This is a genomic window from Rhizobium sp. BR 314, assembly GCF_047445805.1.
Classification (GTDB): domain Bacteria; phylum Pseudomonadota; class Alphaproteobacteria; order Rhizobiales; family Rhizobiaceae; genus Rhizobium; species Rhizobium lusitanum_B.
Window position 1 is genome coordinate 356,229 of record NZ_JARWLA010000003.1, and the last position, 13,678, is coordinate 369,906.

Below are 13,678 nucleotides of genomic sequence, written 5' to 3' on the forward strand. Positions count from 1 at the left end.
CATTCAGGCTGAAAAATGGTGATCTCGACGCGATTCGAACGCGTGACCCTCAGATTAGGAATCTGATGCTCTATCCTGCTGAGCTACGAGACCACTCGGGATGATCCATACAAAAGCAAAGGCCCGAAGCCAAGCCCTTTTACGTCCTCGGGACAATTCGCTTTTGCGGTGCCGTGCACCCTTATGGGGCGCGCGGCGAATGGCAAAGCCGCCTCAGGCGTTGAGGCGCTGTTCGGCGAGGCGTACCCAGTAGGAAATGCCGTGGGCGATGGCTTCGTCGTTGAAGTCGTAGGCCGGGTTGTGCAGGCCTGCCGTGTCGCCGTTGCCGACGAAGATGAAGGCGCCGGGGCGGGCGAGCAGCATGTAGGAAAAATCCTCGCCGCCCATCATCGGGTCGATATCGGCGATGACATTCCCGGTGCCGGCAATTTCCTCGGCGACGGTGATCGCATGATCGGTCTCGTCGGCATGGTTGAAGGTGACCGGGTAGTTGCGTTGGAACTCGATCTCGACTTCGGCGCCATGGCTTGCGGCGATGCCGGAAACAATCTGCTTGAAGCGCTGTTCGGCGAGATCGCGCATTTCCGGATCGAGCGTGCGAACGGTCCCGGCAAAGCTCGCCTCGCTCGGAATGACGTTCTGCGCATGGCCGGCGTTGAACATCGTCACGGAGACGACCACTGATTTCAGCGGATTGGCGCTGCGTGAGGCGATGAGCTGCAGGTTGGAGATGATCTGCGTGCCGATGGCGATCGGATCGATCGTCCGGTGCGGCATGGCTGCGTGACCGCCCACGCCCTTGATGGAAACGGTGAATTCGTCCGTCGCCGCCATGATCGCGCCCTTGCGGATGGCGAAATGGCCGACCGGCAGGCCCGGCATGTTGTGCATGCCGTAGACTTCGGAGATTGCGAAGCGCTCCATCATGCCGTCCTTGACCATGGCGTCGCCACCGGCGCCGCCTTCTTCGGCAGGCTGGAAGATGACGGCGATATTGCCGTTGAAGTTGCGGTTCTCGGCGAGATATTTCGCAGCGCCTAGCAGCATGGCGGTATGGCCGTCATGGCCGCAGGCATGCATCTTGCCCGGTGTTTCGGAGGCCCAGGGCTTGCCTGATATCTCGGTGAGCGGGAGAGCATCCATATCGGCGCGCAGGCCAACCGTGCGCCCTTCGCCCTTGCCGCGGATCAGGCCGACGACGCCGGTGCGGCCAATGCCGGTCACCACCTCGTCGACTCCGAAGGAGCGGAGCTTTTCAGCGACGAAGGCGGCGGTGTTTTCAACCGCATAAAGAAGCTCCGGCCGCGTGTGGATGTAGCGGCGCCACTCGGTTACTTCGCCCTGGAGTTCTGCGGCTCTGTTCAAGATCGGCATGCTGATTTTCCTGCTGCTCAATATCAATTCTGGTTCAACTTGCAGGCCCGTCGGACAGCCTCTGCCAGTTTGTCGCGGCCTGTGCCGCATGCCACCGGCAAATAAGTCGTCAATCGCCTTTGCCTTCTCCTAGCCATATAGGTTAAATAGACGAAGCTTTCGAGAAAATTCCGGACTTCTGAAGGATAGATCGTGCCGACGAAGCAGAATCGTTTGTATGCCGCCCTGCGGCTTGTCCCTGTGGCCGCAGCAGCATCCATGCTTTTCGTGTCGACCGCACAGACGGCCGGAGCCAATCCGCATATTCTCGTTGATGTCAGCACTGGCCGCGTTCTCGATCAGCAGGAGGCGTTTCGCCGCTGGTATCCTGCTTCGCTTACGAAATTGATGACGAGCTACGTCACTTTCCGGGCCCTCCAGTCCGGCCAGATCAAGCTCGACACGCCAGTCGTCATGTCGAAGCTCTCGGCCTCGCAGCCGCCGGCCAAGATGTACTTCAAGCCGGGCCAGAAGATGACGCTCGACAATGCCTTGAAGATGATGCTGGTCAAATCGGCAAACGACCTTGCGGTGGCCGTTGCCGAGACCGTTGGCGGCTCGCAGCCGAACTTCGTGGCGCGGATGAATGCGGAGGCTGCGCGCCTCGGCATGCGCGACTCGCATTTCATCAACCCGAACGGCTTGCCCGGCAAGGGCCAGTATACGACGGCGCGTGACCTTGCCATTCTGAGCGTGGCGCTGCGCCGCGAGTTCCCGCAATATGCCGGCTATTTCTCGCTGGAAGGCTTCACCAACGGCGTCAAGCAGGTGCCGAATATCAACATGCTCATCGGCCGGTTCAATGGCGCCGACGGCATGAAGACCGGCTTCATCTGCGCGTCCGGCTTCAATCAGATCGCGTCCGCGACACGCAACGGCCGCACGCTGATCTCCGTCGTTCTCGGCACGGACAGTCTGGCGGCGCGCGCCGACGATTCGGCCAATTTCCTGGAAAAGGGCTTCCAGAATCAGCTTAACGGCAGCGACACGCTGGCGACCCTGCGGCCGACTGCGCCATTGTCGAGTGAGGTCGCCGATGTCACCGCCGATATCTGCAGCGCCAAGGGCGCGCATGCCCGCAGCGAAACCAAGGATCCGTTCGGCCGCACCAAGGTCCAGTCGCCCTATATCCATGAAATGGATCATGAGCCCAATTTCATCTATGCTGGCCTGATCGGTGGGCAGGACGTCGCGACTGCCGTCAAGGGCGACACGGACGACGCCACCGCCAAAGGCGACAAGGCAACCAAGGACAACAAGATTGCCATCTCCGGACGGGCGGCCAATGTGCCGATCCCCGTGCCGCGCCCCACTTTCTAGAGCATTTCCGCTTCAAGCGGAGCAGCGGAAATGCCCTATCTCTTTGTCTTGCGCAATTCCAGACGCAAAACCGCTGCGCACTTTTGCTGGAATTGCTTTAATATCGGATAGTCATCATGAGCGTTTTGCAGCAAAGAGTGCCGGTTGCCATCCTGACGGGTTTCCTCGGTGCGGGCAAATCGACGCTGCTCAATCGCATCCTCAAGGACGAGGATATGCGCGACGCGGCCGTCATCATCAACGAGTTCGGCGATGTCGGCATCGACCATCTGCTGGTGGAAAGCTCCGGCGATTCCATCATCGAGCTGTCCGACGGCTGCCTGTGCTGCACAGTGCGCGGCGAGCTGGTGGATACGCTGGCGAACCTTATGGATGCCATGCAGACCGGCCGCATCCGTCCGCTGAAGCGCGTCGTCATCGAAACCACCGGCCTTGCCGATCCGGCGCCCGTCATGCAGTCGATCATGGGCAACCCGATCATCGCCACCAATTTCGATCTGGACGGCGTCATCACCGTTGTCGATGCGGTCAACGGGCTGCAGACGCTCGACAATCACGAAGAGGCGCGCAAGCAGGTTGCGGTTGCCGATCGCCTGATCGTCTCCAAGACTGCGATTGCAGGTGCCGTGCCGGAGGTTCAGCTCGAAAGCCGGCTGCGGGCGCTCAATCCGCGGGCGCAGATCATGAATGCCGACAGCGATGAAGCCGGCCGCGCCGCCATTCTCGTCAATGGCCTTTACGATCCTGCCTCCAAGATCGCCGATGTCGGCCGTTGGCTGCAGAACGAGCTGGAGGCGGACGAGCATCACCACCATGATGGTGACCACGATCATCATCACGACCACGATCACGGCCATCATCATGATGACCATGTTCATCATCACCGCCACCATGGACACCACCATGGTCATCGGCACCAGCATGGCCATGACGTTACGCGCCATGACGAATCGATCCGGTCGTTCTCGATCGTCGAGACGCAGCCCATCGACCCCATGGCGCTGGAGATGTTCATCGATCTGCTGCGGTCGGCGCATGGCGAAAAGCTGCTGCGCATGAAGGCGATCGTTGCCGTCTCGGATCGGCCGGAGCGGCCTGTCGTGCTGCATGGCGTGCAGAATATCTTCCATCCGCCGGTGCGGCTGCCGGCATGGCCTGATCCGGAAGACCGGCGCACGCGCATGGTTGTTATCACCAAGGACCTGCCCGAAGATTTCGTGAAGGGGCTGTTCGACGCCTTCCTCAGCAAGCCGCGCGTCGATACGCCGGACAGGGCGGCGCTGCAGGACAATCCGCTCGCTGTTCCAGGGATGCGCTTCTAATGCATCTCGCGCAAAAGTGTGCCCGGTCTTGCGGCCACGGCGCGCCTTAGCCGCTCTGATCAACCCTTGCGGATAGTGAAGCGGTGGCCGCTTTCGGTCTTCTCGCTGGCGAGAAGCGTATGGCCTTTTTCGTTGCAGAGATGCGGAATGTCGATGACGGCAAGAGGATCGGTCGTTTCGACGGCCAACGTCGCGCCGCTCGGCATGCCGCGCAGACGCTTTTCCGTCTTGATTGCCGGATAGGGGCACTTCAGTCCGCGCAGATCGTAGATCTCGGCGGCGGGATTACTCACTCTTGGCCCAGAACTTCCAGAATGGCGGTTTTTTCGGCGGCTCGGTCTGCGCCGTCTCGACGGCTGGATTCTGCGCATAGGCGAGCGCGCTGACGGCGGGACCGGAGTTCATCGGGTTCGCCATCGGGATCGGGACATTCGCCGGAACGCTGGATGCGAGCAGCGGGCCGCCGGCTTGCGGTGCAGCAGTACCCGGAGCTGTCGTCGCGAGGCGAATGCTTGCCGTCGTCGTCGGGCTCGCGACGGTGCCGCCGCGCGCGACCTGTTGCGCCGACTGATTGGACATCGCCGACTCGAGGTCGGCGACCTTCATCATCTTACCTGCGGCAAGTGCGGTGCCTGTGGGAGCATAGGCAATATCGTGGCCCTTGCGCTGCTTGGCGACGACAGCCTTGCGCTCGGCTTCGCTTGGGTCGTACCAGGCCATGCCGTCAAACTTCTTCGTCGCCGTCGCATAGTCTGCCTGATACTGCTTGTCGTAAGTCGCAAGCGCCACCTGCAGGGCCGGTGGGGTCGTCATGACAGGGCATTTGCCGCCGGCATTGAACGGGCCGCTGGCCTGCTGGTTGAAGACATACTTCTTCTCGCAGACCTCGACCTCGGGCGGCCGCTTGGTCACTTCGAAATTGTCGTAGCCGACCTTCAGCATTTTCCAGAATTCGATATTTGGGCTCAGGCGGTGCTTCCACATGTTTTCCGCTGTCATACGGAAGGGAAATGCTTCCAGCTGCACCGCCTTTTGGCCGCCCTTGAAAGCATCGCGCGCGAAAGCATAGATTTCCAGCACCTGCTGGTCGGTCATCGAATAGCAGCCTGACGACGAGCAGGCGCCGTGGATCATCAGATTGTTGCCGCTGCGGCCGTTGGCTGCGTCATACCGGTTCGGAAAGCCGGTGTTGATGGCAAGATAGTACTTCGAATTCGGGTTCAGGTTGGCCGGCGTCAGCATATAGAAGCCTTCCGGCGCTTGCCGGTCGCCTTCCTTGACCTTGGGGCCGAGGCGGCCAGACCAGGCGCAGATGCTGTAGCTCGCAATGACTTCGAAACGGTTGCTCTGGTTCGCCTTCAGGATCTCCATCGTACCTTCTTCCTTGAAGATACGGATCATGATCGGCGAATTGCGATCCATGCCCTTCTTTGCCATATCGGCAATGATGTGGCTCGGCAGCGGCTGTTCGACCTTGTTCTTTACCTTCGACAGGTCGATCGACGCTGTATCGAGTGCGTCGTTACAGCCAGCGAGAGCCAGCGCCATCATGGAAACATAAGCAAGGTGACGGATGCGCATTCTGACTTGGCCCATAAATGCGAAGAGCGGCAGCTCGATCTGTTTCGCCACTCCCCTCGAAGCATGAAACGGAATCATAAAAGGCTTATACTTGAGAAATCCTTACCAGCCTATGACGTGGCTGAGCCTCGCTGGCAAGTTTTTCTTTGCCATAACGCTTCGATTACAGGAATGTGGCCAAGATTTGGCCCCATTCCCCTTTTGCGATCAAATTTTCAGGCTGCAGCCAACGCATCGACCTGAAAATCGGAATCGACTTTCGGGTCGATGCGTAGATTCAAAGAGGTAGAGTGACCTTTGTGCTTCCGAAGGAAGCAGGCGCTCTAGAGATTGCGGCCGATGTTGAGGAACTTCTGGCGGCGGTCGTTGCGCAGTTGCTCGCCCGACCGGCTGGAAAGTTCGCTGAGCGCATTGGCGATGATGTCGCCGGTTGCGGCAATCACGCTCTGCGGATCGCGATGTGCGCCGCCAAGCGGTTCCGGGATAATGCCATCGATCACGCCGAGGCCCTTCAGGTCGTCGGCGGTGATTTTCATGGCGGTTGCAGCTTCCTTGGCGCGGGTGGAATCGCGCCACAGGATGGACGCTGCGCCTTCGGGCGAAATCACGCTGTAGATCGAGTGCTCGAGCATGTAGACGCGGTTGCCGACGGCGATGGCGATAGCACCGCCGGAGCCGCCTTCGCCGATAACGATCGAGACGATCGGCACCTTGAGGGCAAGGCTGATCTCGGTCGAGCGGGCGATTGCTTCGGCCTGGCCCCGTTCTTCAGCGCCAACACCCGGATAGGCGCCCGCGGTATCGACGAGCGTGATCACCGGAATCTGGAAACGATCGGCCATTTCCATGATGCGGATGGCCTTGCGATAGCCTTCGGGGCGTGCGCTGCCGAAATTATGCTTCAGGCGGCTCTTGGTATCGTGGCCCTTTTCCTGGCCGATGATCGCAACGGGCTGGCCGCGGAAACGAGCAAAGCCGGCCTGGATGGCGGCGTCCTCGGAGAATTTACGGTCGCCGGCGAGCGGCGTGTATTCCGTCAGCAGCGCATTGGCGTAATCGACGAAATGCGGCCGCTGCGGATGACGGGCGACCTGCGTCTTCTGCCAGGCGTTGAGCTTGGAATAAATGTCGGCAGTCGCCTCGCGAACGCGAACTTCCAGCCGCGTCACTTCGTCGGAAGTGTCGATGCTTTCGTCTTCGCTCGCCAGTTTCTTGAGCTCGTGAATCTTGCCTTCGAGATCCGAGATGGGTTTTTCGAAGTCGAGATAATTGTGCATGAGGTGCGTTTCCGATCCTTTTGCGCGGGACGAGAGAAGGCGGCTTTAGCCAGTATGCCGGTCCTAATCCTGTTTTTTTGCCTGTTTGGCAAGGGGGTGATGCGTTTGCACGAGCTGATGTAGGCGTTCTTCCAGCACATGTGTATAGATTTGCGTCGTCGAAATGTCCGAATGGCCAAGCAATTCCTGCACCACACGCAGATCAGCGCCGTTCGCCAGAAGATGGCTGGCAAAGGCGTGGCGCATGACGTGCGGCGAGATCACGGAGGGCGTCAACCCGGCACGGATGGCGAGATCCTTCAGGTCGCGGGCGAAGACCTGGCGTGGCAGATGACCCTCCCGCGAGGCGGCGGGAAAGAGCCAGGGACTTTCGGGCGCCTGTTGTTTCGCGTTTGCCGCAAGCTCCGCCTGCAACTGTCCGTAGACCTTCAGGGCGGCGATCGCCGATTGCGACAGCGGCACCAGCCGTTCCTTGTTTCCCTTGCCGCGGATGATCAGGAAGCGCCCTTCGTGATCGAGTACCTTGGCCGGCAGGGTAACGAGCTCGCTGACGCGCATGCCGGTCGCATAGAGCAGTTCGAGCAGCACGAGCATCCTTTGGCGCTGCAGTTGATCCGGTCCAGCGGCTGCCGCCTCGGTTTCGGCTCGGCTCAGAAGGCGCGTGACCTCGTCGACGCCCATGGTTTTCGGAAGGGGGCGGCCCTTCTTCGGCGCATCGAGGATCCCGGTGGGGTCGTCCGTGCGCAAGCCTTCCGCATAGAGAAACTTGTAGAACTGGCGCATGGCCGAGAGCCGTCGCGCCTGGGAGGAGGGCTTGAAGCCCTGCGCCGAGAGCGAGGAGAGATAGGCACCGAGTTCGCTCGAGCCCGCATCGATCAGGCGTACGCTTCGTTCGGACAGGAAGGAGTGGAGATCGTCGAGATCGCGCTCGTAGGATTGCAGGGTGTTGACCGCAGCCCCGCGCTCGGCGCTCATCATTTCCAGAAAGGCTTCCAGATGTGCCCGGCCAAGATCTCTCACGCCAGCCCTCGCATTCATTGCTTCAACGCGCCAGTGACGGGTGGATTGCCAGTGGCCGGATTGGCGGTGGCTGGCGGATTGATGCGCTCCGACGGAATGCGAATGGTGATCTCGCGCGGCTGCGGGCTGACGAAGAGAGCGAGCGCCCACATCGCCCCATATATCGACCCGCCGATCACCGCGCAGATGACAAGGAAGCGAAACAGGGTCGGCATTCGTACACACTCCTCGTCCCAGTCGAAGGTCTGGCGACGCAAAAATCATATCCATCAAGCGTTAGCGAAAGGATATTGCAGACATGTTTACGCGGCAGCGTCTTGACGCTACCGGCGCATTTGACGATACCGTTTCCAAAGAAATAGTGAATGGGCCAATGAGTGAACAAGTCCTGACCCTTGCAGAGAGCCTCAGAGACAAGGCGCGCGTAGCGCTCGGCCGGCGTAATCTTGTTCTCGTGGGATTGATGGGGGCGGGAAAGTCCTCGGTCGGACGGCTCGTCGCACAGCAGCTTGGCATTCCCTTCGTCGATACGGATGCGGAGATCGAGCGCGTGTCGCGCATGACGATCACGGAGCTTTTCGCCACTTATGGCGAGCAGGAGTTCCGGGCACTGGAGACCCGCGTCATCAAGCGGCTGTTGCGGGGTGGCCCGCGCGTGGTTTCGACCGGCGGCGGCGCCTTCATCAACGACAACACGCGGCAGCACATCAAGCGCGGCGGCCTTTCCGTCTGGCTCAACGCCGATCTCGACGTGCTCTGGGAGCGGGTCAACAAGCGTGATACGCGCCCGCTGCTGAAGACTGAAAATCCGAAACAGACCCTCGAGAACCTGATGAATGCGCGCTATCCGATCTATGCGGAAGCCGATCTTACGGTTCTGTCACGAGATGTGAGCAAGGAAGTCATGGCCAAAGAAGTCCTTGCCGCCATCGTCGAGGGTAAGCAAGCAGAAAGCCAAATGCCATGAATGCGATTAGCCCGGCCCCCGCGGAGCGCCTCGTGCGCGTGCCTCTCGGCGAACGCGCCTATGATATTCTGATCGGCCCGGGCCTGATCGCCAGAGCCGGTCGCGAAATAGCTGCACGGCTGAAAGGTCGCAGGGCAGCCGTCATTACCGACGAAAACGTTGCGCCACATTATCTGAATGCACTGCTTGCCAGCCTTGAGGCCGAGGGTATCCTGGCATCCAGCCTGGTGCTGCCGGCGGGCGAGAAAACCAAGAGCTTCGAACATCTGATTACCGTCTGCAACGCCGTGCTGACCGCACGCGTTGAGCGCAACGATGCCGTGATCGCGCTTGGCGGCGGTGTCATCGGCGATCTCTCGGGCTTTGCTGCCGGCATTGTGCGCCGCGGCGTTCGCTTCGTGCAGATCCCGACCTCGCTCCTGTCGCAGGTGGATTCCTCCGTGGGCGGCAAGACCGGCATCAATACCCATCACGGCAAGAACCTTGTCGGCGTCTTCCACCAGCCCGATCTGGTGCTGGCAGATATCGATGTGCTGAACACGCTGAGCGATCGCGAGTTTCGCGCCGGCTATGCCGAAGTTGCCAAATACGGCCTGATCGACAAGCCGGAATTCTTCGCTTGGCTTGAGGCGAACTGGAAGCAGGTCTTTGCCGGCGGTGCCGCCCGCATCGAGGCGATCGCCGCGAGCTGCCAGGCGAAATCCGATGTCGTCGTTGCCGACGAGCGGGAAAACGGCCCACGTGCCCTGCTCAATCTAGGCCATACTTTCGGCCATGCGCTGGAAGCGGCGACCGCCTATGACAGCAGCCGGCTGGTGCACGGCGAGGGCGTCTCCATCGGCATGGTGCTGGCGCATGAGTTTTCCGCCCGCCTCAATCTGGCAAGCCCCGATGACGCCAAGCGTGTCGAGGCGCATCTGAAGGCCGTCGGCCTGCCGACCCGGATGAGCGATATCCCCGGCGAATTACCGCCCGCGGAAGTTTTGATGGACGCGATCGCGCAGGACAAGAAGGTCAAGAGCGGCCAGCTCACCTTCATCCTTACACATGGCATCGGTCAGTCCTTCATTGCCGATAATGTGCCGTCGTCCGAAGTCCTGAGCTTCCTAAAGGAAAAGCATCCCTGATGACGATAGAGGGCACGCTGGCTGTCTTGTTGGAATATTGGCCCGAGATCCTTTCGATCGTCGCGCTCGTGCTGCTATCGGCCTTCTTTTCCGGTTCGGAGACGGCGCTGACAGCCGTTTCGCGCAGCCGCATTTATACGCTGGAAGCCAATGGTGACGCGCAGGCGGGTATTGTACGGCGTCTCATCGAGCGCCGCGACCGTCTTATCGGCGCACTGCTGATCGGCAACAACCTCGCCAACATCCTCTCGTCTTCGCTTGCGACCAGCGTGTTTCTCGGTCTTTTCGGCGCTTCGGGCGTCGCGCTTGCGACCATCGCCATGACCGTCATCCTCGTCATCTTCGCCGAAGTGCTGCCGAAGAGCTGGGCCATTTCCACACCCGATCGCTTTGCCTTGAACGTGGCCGGAACGGTACGGCTCTTCGTTGCCGTCGTCGGTCCGGTGTCAAGCTTCGTCAACGCCATCGTCCGCTGGATCCTCGGCATTTTCGGCATCAACCTCTCGAAAGAGGTGTCGATGCTGTCGGCGCATGAGGAACTGCGTGGCGCGGTCGATCTGCTGCACAAGGAAGGCTCGGTGGTCAAGGCGGACCGCGACCGTCTCGGCGGCGTGCTCGACCTCGGTGAGCTGGAACTTTCCGACATCATGGTGCATCGCACGGCGATGCGCGCCATCAATGCCGACGAGCAGCCGGAATTGGTCGTGCGCGCCATTCTGGACAGTCCCTATACGCGCATGCCGCTCTGGCGCGGCACGATCGACAACATCATCGGAGTCGTTCACGCCAAGGATCTGCTGCGGGCTCTGGCGGAGCCGAATGTCGAGCCGGAAAATCTCGACATCGTCAAGATCGCGCAAAAGCCGTGGTTCGTACCCGACAGCACCAATCTCGAAGACCAGCTCAACGCCTTCCTGCGCCGCAAGCAGCATTTCGCCGTCGTCGTCGACGAATATGGCGAGGTACAGGGCATCGTGACGTTGGAGGATATCCTCGAGGAAATCGTTGGCGACATCGCCGACGAGCACGATCTCGACATTCAGGGTGTGCGGCAGGAGGCCGACGGTTCGATCGTCGTCGATGGCGTCGTGCCGATTCGCGACCTCAACCGTGCGCTCGACTGGAACCTGCCCGACGAGGAGGCAACGACGATTGCCGGTCTCGTCATCCACGAATCAATGACCATTCCCGAGGAGCGGCAGGCCTTCACCTTCTACGGCAAGCGCTTCATCGTCATGAAACGCGAAAAGAACCGCATCACCAAGCTGCGCATCCGTCCCGCCGAGACGGAAGAGGTGAAGCCGCAGTAGGAATATTGTCTGCTGCTACCAGCGAACGGCTTCTCCGGGTGCTGCCGGCTCCACGGCTAGCGCGTGCAGCCCGGCATCCAGCTCGGGCTTCAGCAAGTCATTGATCGCCCTGTGACGGGCAAGCCGCGGCATGCCGGCGAACTTGGCAGAAACGATGCGAACTCTTATATGGGTCTCGCCGGTTCCGGTCATGTCCGGCTGATGGCCGGCATGCAGGTGGCTCTCATTGATGACGGCAAGGCGCTCTGGCGCGAACGCATCCTTGAGCTTCGCCTCAATGCGGGATTGTAGTGTCGTTTCCATATTCCCGCGTCGACCTCGCTCACGAAAAAGGCTCCCACAAAGCCTATAACATTCCTGTTTGTCAATTCTTGTTGTGGGGTATCCAAGGCCTCATAATTAGGACGCCATGAGACTTGATTCAAAATATTTCGATCGTATCCGCACCCGCCGCAAACGCGCGCAGGAGCCTGAGCAGGGGCCGCCGACGTGCCAGTGGGACGGCTGCGACAAGCACGGTACGCATCGCGCCCCTGTCGGGCGCAATGCAGAAGGGCAGTTCTTTTTGTTCTGCTTCGAGCACGTCAAAGAATATAACAAGGGGTATAATTATTTCTCCGGCCTCTCCGACGGGGAGATTGCGCGCTACCAGAAGGAAGCGATTACCGGACATCGTCCGACCTGGACTGTCGGTGTCAACAAGGCCGCCAAGAACAGCCCGCTGCAGTCGGATATTCGCTCCGGCTCCTATTCCCGCGTGCGTGATCCTTTCGGCTTCGTGAAGGAAGGAGAAGGGCAGGGGCGCGGCCCGCGTTTCCCGGAGCAGCGCAAGCTGAAATCGCTCGAGGCGAAGGCATTCGACACGATGGGCCTTGGCGCCACCGCCACCGCGCCCGAAATCAAGCGCCGCTACAAGGAATTGGTGAAAATGCACCATCCGGATGCTAATGGCGGCGACCGCGGCTCGGAGGAGCGCTTCCGCGCGGTCATACAGGCCTATCAATTATTGAAACAGAACGGTTTTTGTTAATTCCTGTCCTTGCTCTCCGCCTTCAATCAGGTATGGTCCAAATCGGCTGAAGCCGCGGGCGACCGCGGCAGGGTGTGCTTTTGGCTGGCGTCACCTCGGCCGACTTTCCGGACGCGGCGTTTCTTGTCCGGGACTCTGTTCAAGGATGCTCGCAAGCGATCATTTCATCGCGCCGAGATTTTGCTTTAGTCCCGGAGAAGTATCGCCGCTGTTCCGACCGAACGGATGCGGGCAACAAGCTGCGGCGTTTCGGAAAAATGGCTGAGATTGGTATGGCAGGGTGAACGCCACCCGCCCTGGAGACATGATGAGCAAGATTGACCTTGATATTTCCGAGATTCCCGACACCACCGTTTCGGTCCGTGAAGTCTTCGGCATTGATTCCGACATTCGCGTTCCCGCCTATAGCAAGGGCGGTGCCTACGTACCCGATCTCGACGCGGACTATCTCTTCGACCGCGAGACCACGCTCGCCATCCTCGCGGGCTTCGCCCACAACCGCCGCGTGATGATCTCAGGCTATCACGGCACCGGCAAGTCCTCCCACATCGAGCAGGTTGCCGCGCGCCTCAACTGGCCGTGCGTGCGTATCAACCTCGATAGCCATGTCAGCCGTATCGATCTCGTCGGCAAGGATGCGATCGTCGTCAAGGACGGGCTGCAGGTCACCGAATTCAAGGACGGTATTCTGCCCTGGGCCTACCAGCACAATGTCGCACTCGTCTTCGACGAATACGATGCCGGCCGTCCGGACGTGATGTTCGTCATCCAGCGCGTTCTGGAATCCTCAGGCCGCCTGACCCTGCTAGACCAGAGCCGTGTCATTCGTCCTCACCCGGCCTTCCGCCTGTTTGCGACCGCCAACACGATCGGCCTCGGTGACACCACGGGCCTCTATCACGGCACGCAGCAGATCAACCAGGCGCAGATGGACCGCTGGTCTATCGTGACGACGTTGAACTACCTGCCGCACAACAACGAAGTTGACATCGTGCTGGCGAAGGTGAAGTCCTTCCGCACAGAGAAGGGCCGCGACACCGTTTCCAAGATGGTCCGCGTTGCCGACCTGACGCGTGCGGCCTTCATGAACGGCGACCTGTCGACCGTCATGAGCCCGCGTACCGTCATCACCTGGGCTGAGAATGCAGAGATCTTCGGCGACGTCGCCTTTGCCTTCCGTGTGACCTTCCTCAACAAGTGCGATGAGCTGGAACGGCCGCTGGTCGCCGAGCACTATCAGCGCGCCTTCGGCGTCGAGCTGAAGGAAAGTGCTGCCAACATCGTGCTCGAAGCCTAAGGAAAAGCCGACAC

At 60.4% G+C, this 13,678-nt stretch carries 14 protein-coding genes and 1 tRNA gene; 7 read left to right on the plus strand and 8 right to left on the minus strand.

Features of this window, described 5'->3' with window-relative positions; translation table 11 throughout:
• Nucleotides 1-16 precede the first annotated feature (16 nt).
• Together QD461_RS06620 and QD461_RS06625 are read right to left on the minus strand one after the other, a co-directional pair.
• Nucleotides 17-93 (minus strand) — tRNA-Arg (locus tag QD461_RS06620).
• Between the two features lie 120 nt (nt 94-213).
• On the minus strand, nt 214-1,374 hold the full coding sequence (locus QD461_RS06625; protein WP_414086996.1) for a M20 aminoacylase family protein: 1,161 nt from the start codon (nt 1,372-1,374) through the stop codon (nt 214-216).
• A 192-nt stretch (nt 1,375-1,566) separates the two neighbouring features.
• Between QD461_RS06625 and QD461_RS06630 the strand changes: the two genes are divergently transcribed.
• Nucleotides 1,567-2,733 carry a D-alanyl-D-alanine carboxypeptidase family protein gene (locus QD461_RS06630; RefSeq protein WP_414086997.1) on the plus strand — a complete coding sequence of 389 codons (1,167 nt, stop codon included), beginning with the start codon at nt 1,567-1,569 and terminating at the stop codon, nt 2,731-2,733.
• Nucleotides 2,734-2,849: 116 nt separating this feature from the next.
• Nucleotides 2,850-4,055 (plus strand): CobW family GTP-binding protein, encoded by a 1,206-nt coding sequence (locus QD461_RS06635; protein ID WP_414086998.1) that lies wholly within the window; start codon nt 2,850-2,852, stop codon nt 4,053-4,055.
• Between the two features lie 59 nt (nt 4,056-4,114).
• Here QD461_RS06635 and QD461_RS06640 read toward each other — a convergent pair whose 3' ends face one another.
• The 5 genes from QD461_RS06640 to QD461_RS06660 form a co-directional block, all read right to left on the minus strand.
• A complete protein-coding gene (locus QD461_RS06640) occupies nt 4,115-4,348 on the minus strand; it encodes a sulfurtransferase TusA family protein (protein ID WP_414086999.1) in 234 nt (77 codons plus the stop codon).
• The gene (locus QD461_RS06645; protein ID WP_414087081.1) at nt 4,341-5,636 is read right to left on the minus strand and encodes a L,D-transpeptidase family protein; all 1,296 of its coding nucleotides are present in this window, start codon (nt 5,634-5,636) and stop codon (nt 4,341-4,343) included. The genes QD461_RS06640 and QD461_RS06645 overlap by 8 nt, the downstream gene beginning before the upstream one ends.
• Nucleotides 5,637-5,959: 323 nt before the next feature.
• The gene (locus tag QD461_RS06650; protein ID WP_414087000.1) at nt 5,960-6,913 is read right to left on the minus strand and encodes an acetyl-CoA carboxylase carboxyltransferase subunit alpha; all 954 of its coding nucleotides are present in this window, start codon (nt 6,911-6,913) and stop codon (nt 5,960-5,962) included.
• Between the two features lie 63 nt (nt 6,914-6,976).
• The gene (gene xerD / locus QD461_RS06655; protein ID WP_414087001.1) at nt 6,977-7,933 is read right to left on the minus strand and encodes a site-specific tyrosine recombinase XerD; all 957 of its coding nucleotides are present in this window, start codon (nt 7,931-7,933) and stop codon (nt 6,977-6,979) included.
• A 14-nt stretch (nt 7,934-7,947) separates the two neighbouring features.
• On the minus strand, nt 7,948-8,148 hold the full coding sequence (locus QD461_RS06660; RefSeq protein ID WP_414087002.1) for a hypothetical protein: 201 nt from the start codon (nt 8,146-8,148) through the stop codon (nt 7,948-7,950).
• A 158-nt stretch (nt 8,149-8,306) separates the two neighbouring features.
• Here QD461_RS06660 and QD461_RS06665 point away from each other — a divergent pair, with 158 nt between their 5' ends.
• Genes QD461_RS06665 through QD461_RS06675 form a run of 3 tightly spaced genes read left to right on the plus strand, consistent with a single transcriptional unit; the run spans nt 8,307 to nt 11,337 of the window.
• On the plus strand, nt 8,307-8,900 hold the full coding sequence (locus QD461_RS06665) for a shikimate kinase (protein WP_414087003.1): 594 nt from the start codon (nt 8,307-8,309) through the stop codon (nt 8,898-8,900).
• Complete coding sequence (gene aroB / locus QD461_RS06670; RefSeq protein WP_414087004.1) at nt 8,897-10,027, plus strand: 3-dehydroquinate synthase; 1,131 nt, start codon at nt 8,897-8,899, stop codon at nt 10,025-10,027. The genes QD461_RS06665 and aroB overlap by 4 nt, the downstream gene beginning before the upstream one ends.
• Nucleotides 10,027-11,337: an HlyC/CorC family transporter gene (locus QD461_RS06675; protein ID WP_414087005.1), complete on the plus strand. Its 1,311-nt coding sequence runs from the start codon at nt 10,027-10,029 to the stop codon at nt 11,335-11,337. The genes aroB and QD461_RS06675 overlap by 1 nt, the downstream gene beginning before the upstream one ends.
• 15 nt (nt 11,338-11,352) lie before the next feature.
• Here the strand turns inward: QD461_RS06675 and QD461_RS06680 are convergent, their stop codons facing one another.
• On the minus strand, nt 11,353-11,640 hold the full coding sequence (locus tag QD461_RS06680) for a BolA family protein (protein ID WP_184710010.1): 288 nt from the start codon (nt 11,638-11,640) through the stop codon (nt 11,353-11,355).
• 106 nt (nt 11,641-11,746) lie between these two features.
• Between QD461_RS06680 and QD461_RS06685 the strand changes: the two genes are divergently transcribed.
• Complete coding sequence (locus QD461_RS06685) at nt 11,747-12,367, plus strand: J domain-containing protein (protein WP_184710008.1); 621 nt, start codon at nt 11,747-11,749, stop codon at nt 12,365-12,367.
• A gap of 307 nt (nt 12,368-12,674) precedes the next feature.
• Nucleotides 12,675-13,664: a cobaltochelatase subunit CobS gene (cobS, locus tag QD461_RS06690; protein ID WP_184710006.1), complete on the plus strand. Its 990-nt coding sequence runs from the start codon at nt 12,675-12,677 to the stop codon at nt 13,662-13,664.
• The last annotated feature ends 14 nt before the right edge of the window (nt 13,665-13,678 follow it).